Raw genomic sequence first — 6,307 nt, forward strand, 5'->3', positions numbered from 1 at the left:
GGCAGGCGCCGCACTACGCCCAGCGCCACGCCCGCGACGCCGGCGCGCCGGCGCGGCGCCGGATCGCAGCGCCCGCCTGGGGCGCCGCGCCATGCCCCCGGGCCCGGTGCCACCTTGAGCCGATGGCCGGATTTGCCTAGACGGATCCCAGGACCTAGCGCGGGAATGCACCGATGCCGGACAGAGTGGCGTTCGTCCTGCCGCATTTCGGCCATGGCGGCGCGGAAGGCGTGGTCCTGCGCCTGCTGCAGGGGCTCGACCGGGCGCGCTTCGCCCCCCTTCTGGTGCTGCAACGCCGCCGCGGGGAGCTTCTGGACCGGGTGCCCGCGGACGTTCCGGTCATCGCCCTGCGCCATCCCGGGCTGCCGGGCTGCATCCCGGACCTGGCCCGGACATTCGCCCGCGAGGAGGTCGCGCTGGCGGTGACGCTGACCAACGCCGCCGCGCTTTACTGCGTCCCCGCCGCGCGCCTCGCGGGCCGCCGCGTGCGCACCCTGGTGACCGAGCACACGCCCTTCTCGGTGTTCCTGGCCGAAGCCAAGTTCCCGCGCCTGCGCCGCGCCGCGACCCGGCGCATCCTGCCGCGCGCCACCCTGACCGGCGGCCCGCTCGACGCCATCGGCCGGGACCTGGCCGCCCTGCTGGGCCCCGCGGCGCCGCCCTTCGTTGCGCTTCCCAATCCGGTGGTCGATCGCGTGACGGCCCGGCGCCCTGCCGAGGGCCGCGCACGGGAGATCGTCAGCGTCGGCCGCCTTGCCCCGGAGAAACGCTTCGACCTGCTGATCGACGCCTTCGCGCTGCTGCAGAGGACGCATCCCGAGGCGCGGCTGACGATCCACGGCGAGGGCAGCGAGCGCGCCGCGCTTACGGCGCGGATCCGCGGCCACGGCCTGGCGGACCGGGTGCGCCTGGCCGGATACAGCGCCGATCTCGACGCCGCCTATGACGCGGCCGACCTCTTCGTCTGCACGTCGCGGCGCGAGGGGCTGGGGAACGCCATCATCGAGGCCATGGCCCGCAGCCTGCCGGTGGTGAGCGTGGATTGCCCCTTCGGCCCGCGCCATCTGCTGCGCGGCGGCCGGGCCGGGAAATTGCTGGAGGACGACGCCCCCGCGGCGATCGCCGGGGCGATGGCGGAGCTGCTGGACGACCCGGCGCTGCGGGCGCGCTACGCGGCGGCCGGCATCGAGGTGGCGCGCGACTACCAGGTCGGCCATGCCGTGGCCGCCTATGAGGCGGCGTTCCGGCGCGCGCTGGCCCCGGAGGGCGCGGGGCGCGACGGCGCGGCGGGCGCTCAGTAATCCTCGTCGTGGTCGCCGCGGCAGAAATGCAGGCGGTGGGCCAGCTGCGGCAGCTTCGCGTTCAGCTCGGAATCGCCGTGGCGCATGACCAGCGGCAGGATGGGCTTGCGCAGCAGAAACCCGGTGCGGCGCGCCGCCGCCTCGATCTCCGGCACCGGTCCGAAGCTGATCTCGGAATAGGCGCAGCCGGCGCGGCGCAGGCGATCATCGGCGGCGGCCAGCAGCAGCGCGTAGTCGCGGCTGCCGCCGCCATAGGCGAAGATGTCGGTGATCCGCCCGACCCGCGCGCCCGCCGCCTCGTGCAGCGTCGTCACCACGTACCCCCCGAGCCGCCCGTCCCGGCGCAGCGCCAGGCAGGCATAGCGCTCCAGCGGCATGTCCCTGTAGCGCCAGGTCAGGAAGGCCGCGCCGCGCGCCTGGGCGAGCGCGACATCGGGGACCGCCGCGGCCCAGGCGGCGTCGAACTCGGCGCCGAACCCGGACAGCTCCGCGATCTCCTCGCCGGCGCGCAGCCGGGCGCGCCGCAGCCCGGTGGCCCGCACCACGGGCCGGGCCGCCAGGTCGAGGGCGGCGCCGGCGGCGGCCGGGGCCCGGCGGCGCTGCGCGAGCACCGCGCCGGGCCGGTAGACGCGCCGCCGCAGCGTCCGCTCGGGTCCCATGATCGCTTCGAAACGCGCATATATCTTCGACAGTCGCAGGCTGTTGGGCATGCCGATCGACAGGTTGTCTCGGATGAAGACCTGCTCCTTGATCATCAGCCGCCCGGCCCCGGCATGGTCGGGATGCACGACCGTCGCGATCGGATGCATCGCCGGGGTCTCCTGCCCGTCCAGCGCGTAGCGGCAGGGCATCCGGATGAAGGCCCCGACCGGCCGGCCGTCCTTCTCGACGGCATAGACCCGGGTGGGCGCGTCGGGCGTGCTGTGGGGATTGGCGAACAGCCAGTCCCAGGCCCGCCGCTTGCGCGCCACCGCCTCTGCCGGGAACCGCGTCGCCATCAATTCGAGGTAGCGGTCGCGAAACTCCGCACCGTGCCAGACCCCTTCCATCCGACTCATCGTTCGCCTCCCTGTCCGGCGTGCCCGGCCCGCATTTCCGCAGCTGAGCCGCCATCCGTCAATTCCGGAGCGGGTGCGCCACGGGCGCGCCCGACCGGAGACACGCGGGACAGGACGTCGCCGAAGGGCATGGGGTCCGCCGTCCGATGGCGACGCACGGGAGGGCCGAGGCCGGGGCGAAGCACAGATCCGCTGGTCGCCCACCCCGCCAGGCGCCCTGTCCACCGCTGATGCGGGGACCGGACGGCCGACGCGGGCGCCTTGGCGCCCCGCTGGCTTGCGCGCAGGGCGGCGCGCCGGACGCGACCCGGGACCGCGCGCGGATCCCGGGCCACACTCGTTACCGCGTAGGGGCGCTTACATGCCGGGCATGATCACCTGATCGATGACATGGATGACGCCGTTCGACGCCTCGATGTCGGGCTGGGTCACGGTCGCGCCGTCGACGGTGACGCCGCCCTCGGTCATGATGGTCACGTCCGAGCCCTCCACGGTGGTGGCGGTCATGCCGTCGCTCAGGTCGCCGGACATCACCGCGCCCTCGATCACGTGGTAGGTCAGGATCGAGGTCAGCTTCTCCTGGTTCTCCGGCTTCAGCAGGTCCTCGACAGTGCCCTCGGGCAGCGCCGCAAAGGCCTCGTCGGTGGGGGCGAAGACGGTGAACGGGCCGTCGCCCTTGAGGGTCTCGACCAGACCGGCCGCCTCGACCGCGGCGACGAGGGTTTCGAAATTCCCGGCCTCGACCGCGGTGTCGACGATGTCCATGGCGTGATCGTCTGCGAAGACGGGCGCACTGCCGAGGGTGAGGGAGAGGGCTGCCGCACCGAGGGCCAGGGTGGTTCTACGCTTCATTGTCAGACTCCTGTTTGCAGGGTGTTTGCATGCGCGCCGTCATCGCGGCGCACGATCTCCCCTACGGCCGCTCGCGGCGACTGGATCTGCGAATTCCGGGGGATATTTCGCCCGGTCCGGGCCTTGCTCACGGCCTCTCGCGGGCTAAGCCGCGCCCGCCTTCACGGCCCAGACACGAAGGTGTTTGCGTGCGCCCGGATTTCGTGAGCGCGTGCTGTCAGACAAATGCGAACCAGTCTCCGCTTGGGTAAGGCGCTCTACCCTCAGGGCGCGCAGAGGCCGCGCCCCTCGGCGAGAGCGGCGGCGCGGTTCAGTTTGAAGTTGGCACGGGATGAGAGGCTGCGCTCCGAGTGGAACTGGTTCGAGATGCAGGCATGAACGGCAGCGAACAACTTAAGGCCTCGCATCTGCCGGAACCGAAGCATCGCGCGCTCGTGTCGTCGGAACGGCAAATGGGAGTTCTCCGCGCCATTGTTCGCCCAGCGGCCAGTCCTTTGGCGGACGCCGGCCCCTATCGCCTTGAGCGCCGCGCCGTAGGACCTCAGCTTGTCGGTCACGATGGCCGCAGGTTTGCCGTAGCGACGCATCGCTCGCCTGGGGAAGTTCAACGCGGACTTCCTGTCCCGTCGCCTGGTCACTTAGCTTTCGAGGACCTCGCCCTCGTGGTCCACGGCCCGCCATAGGTAATGCAACTCGCTGTTTATCTTCACGAACGTCTCGTCAAAATGCCACCCCCACTGGCGCGACCGCATACCGCCAACCCGGCGTTTCCGGATCTCGGCCGCGAATACCGGGCCGAGGCGGCGCCACCAGTAGCGGACAGTTTCGTGGCTCACATCGATGCCGCGCTCGTGCAGCAGATCCTCGACGTTGCGCAGCGACAGCGGGACGCGGATGTAGAGCATGACCGCAAGACGGATGATCTCGGGCGACGTCCGGAAGTAGCGGAACGGGCTGTGTTTGGTCATTTCGCGAGGCTAGATGGCCGCCCTGCCCCGGCTCAAGGGCAGTTGTTTAGCTCGCTTTTGATCGTTGGTCAGGATGCCTGCGAAGCGAGTGGTTCCGCGTGCGGCGCAGGTACTTCGGTAAGCAGTCGGTACTCGTTTTCCGTAAGGGCATCCTGTGCCCGCAACCTTGCGTCCACGGCCAAAGCCATCGCCGGAGCGGCGAATAGCGTCGGCGAGAGGGTGGCCAGCGCGTGCAGGGCCTTCTGAATCCTGACCTGGACCTCAAAAGTCCCCGCACCGTCACGGATGATCGGACGGAATGCGTCTTCGATCATCTCGGCCGAACTGATCGGCGGGACGAAGACAGACTGATACTCAATTTCTACTCCCGGGTCTTCTTTCCATCGGGAAAGAATGCGAACCAGGCGCCCCACGACGCTGATGGCTGTGCCCGGATCGTTCACCGCTGGCGAGAGAGCTCGCGACGCAATTTCGGCAATCACGATGAGACCAAAGCGTGGGTCTTGGTCGAAGTTTCGCTCTGCACCCACCGTGAAGGCGGCCCGCAAACGCTCCAGAGCGTTGTCATCGTGTATCTCCCCCTGGACATGCAGGATGGTTGCCGCCTCGTGCACGAATGTGCCCGGCAGGGCATTTAGCCAGACCTTCGTCTTTAGGTCGTCTGCACATGCCTGCAACTTTCCGACATCAATATGCTGGACGTATCCGATCTCCTTGGAAAGCACTGGTGTGCAGGTACTTGGTACCGAGGTGTAAAGAGGGTGGCCCCGGAGGAACGGGGATTCGAGCCGATGGTTAAGAGAGGCTTTGGCGGCCTCCTCTACCCGATCCAGCGTGTCTCCCATGCGGCCGAACGTCATTAGATGGCTGATCCACCGCAGCAGCGCCACGACGACCGCAGCGATAACGGCGCCAGTCATAACGAACAGAACCAGCCGGCCCGCATTCGAGTAGTACCCTGCTTGGAGAGCGATGATCCCGACTAAGCTGAACAGGAACGCACCGAGGAACGTGGCAAGAACGTTTTGCGCTGTCGCATCCTCTTGAAGAAGTGCGGTCGCGCGCGGGGTAGCTGTGTTCGCCGCCGCAGCGAATGCCGACGTTGCAATCCCTAGTGAGAACGTCGTCACCGCCAGCATTGAGGAAGCAAGGATGTTCAGCACCTGATCGACCGCGTCTGCGCCGATCTTTACCGTCCACGCGGACGGAATGAGGGGGGCAACGATCTGCGCCACAGCGGCCGTTACGATCGCCATTAGCGCGAACGACACGACCCTCACCCACACTTTGCGTAAATGACGGATGATATGCCAGCTAAGCTTCGACGTCATGCAACCCTCACACAGCGCTTCCACCACACGGAACCGCGAGAATTGATACTGCCTGCGCCGCCGCCACCCGTCCATCCGTTGGAGCCGTACGTCGCCGCCGAGGGCTAAGCGCCTTCGATCGTACAACGGCTCTGCTACTCCGTCGCCGTGGCCGGCCCCTATCGGGTGGTCCGGTTTCAGTCTTAGTGCATGACGGGTCTCGGCGCCAAGGTAGATGTCTGGGGCGGGTGTGATCCGCCATCGCGGGATGGCCAGTGAATGGCCTCCGGAGCTGGTGGTCGATAACCCAGCGAGGAGTGGGGCCTGATGCTATTGTAGTGAACCCTCCACGCCTCGATGATCACGCGGGCCTCGGCCAGCGAGTAGAAGATTTCTCCGTTCAGCAGCTCGTCCCGGAGCTTCGAGTTGAAGCTCTCGCAGTAGCCGTTTTCCCAGGGGCTACCTGGTTCAATGAACGCCGTCTTCGCTCCCACCGTGTTGATCCAGCCCCGCACGGCCGTGGCTATGAACTCGGGGCCATTGTCGGATCGGACGTGGCTGGGCACTCCCCGAAGGATAAACAGGTCGGTCAGGACATCGATCACGGCGGTCGAATTGAGCCTCCGGTCGATCCGGATCGCCAGGCATTCCCGGGTGAACTCGTCCATGACATTGAGCATGCGAAACTTCCTACCTGGAGTGCCCCCCATTTCACCGGACAGCCTGGCTGGAGTTGAGCGCTGATCTGAACTCGACGGGCGAGCGCATTGCCAGCGCGGAATGTGGATGGACGGTGTTGTAGTCGTTGAGCCAGGTGG

4 protein-coding genes and 2 pseudogenes are annotated in these 6,307 nt (G+C 67.9%); 1 reads left to right on the forward strand and 5 read right to left on the reverse strand.

Features of this window, described 5'->3' with window-relative positions; all coding sequences use genetic code 11:
* Positions 1–173 precede the first annotated feature (173 nt).
* Entirely contained in the window at positions 174–1,301 is a 1,128-nt protein-coding gene (locus ACXYMW_RS14055) for a glycosyltransferase (protein WP_459035956.1), read from the forward strand.
* On the opposite strand, the gene ACXYMW_RS14060 is transcribed toward ACXYMW_RS14055, so the two are convergent.
* The 5 genes and pseudogenes from ACXYMW_RS14060 to ACXYMW_RS14080 form a co-directional block, all read right to left on the reverse strand.
* Complete coding sequence (locus ACXYMW_RS14060; protein WP_459035957.1) at positions 1,295–2,359, reverse strand: GNAT family protein; 1,065 nt, start codon at positions 2,357–2,359, stop codon at positions 1,295–1,297. The genes ACXYMW_RS14055 and ACXYMW_RS14060 overlap by 7 nt on opposite strands.
* A gap of 357 nt (positions 2,360–2,716) precedes the next feature.
* On the reverse strand, positions 2,717–3,211 hold the full coding sequence (locus ACXYMW_RS14065) for a fasciclin domain-containing protein (RefSeq protein WP_459035958.1): 495 nt from the start codon (positions 3,209–3,211) through the stop codon (positions 2,717–2,719).
* A 263-nt stretch (positions 3,212–3,474) separates the two neighbouring features.
* A pseudogene (locus ACXYMW_RS14070) lies at positions 3,475–4,179 on the reverse strand (IS6 family transposase).
* A gap of 68 nt (positions 4,180–4,247) precedes the next feature.
* On the reverse strand, positions 4,248–5,510 hold the full coding sequence (locus ACXYMW_RS14075; RefSeq protein WP_459035959.1) for a DUF2254 domain-containing protein: 1,263 nt from the start codon (positions 5,508–5,510) through the stop codon (positions 4,248–4,250).
* 182 nt (positions 5,511–5,692) lie between these two features.
* Positions 5,693–6,184 (reverse strand): annotated as a pseudogene (locus tag ACXYMW_RS14080) (integrase core domain-containing protein); the annotation flags it as partial.
* Positions 6,185–6,307: the final 123 nt, after the last annotated feature.

The sequence above is a fragment of the Roseivivax sp. CAU 1761 genome, assembly GCF_054482755.1.

Excerpts from the sequence above, each read along its gene's own strand:
- ACXYMW_RS14055 (WP_459035956.1), top strand. The coding sequence starts at position 174 with ATGCCGGACAGAGTGGCGTTCGTCCTGCCGCATTTCGGCCATGGCGGC.
- ACXYMW_RS14060 (WP_459035957.1), bottom strand. The coding sequence starts at position 2,359 with ATGAGTCGGATGGAAGGGGTCTGGCACGGTGCGGAGTTTCGCGACCGC.
- ACXYMW_RS14065 (WP_459035958.1), bottom strand. The coding sequence starts at position 3,211 with ATGAAGCGTAGAACCACCCTGGCCCTCGGTGCGGCAGCCCTCTCCCTC.
- ACXYMW_RS14075 (WP_459035959.1), bottom strand. The coding sequence starts at position 5,510 with ATGACGTCGAAGCTTAGCTGGCATATCATCCGTCATTTACGCAAAGTG.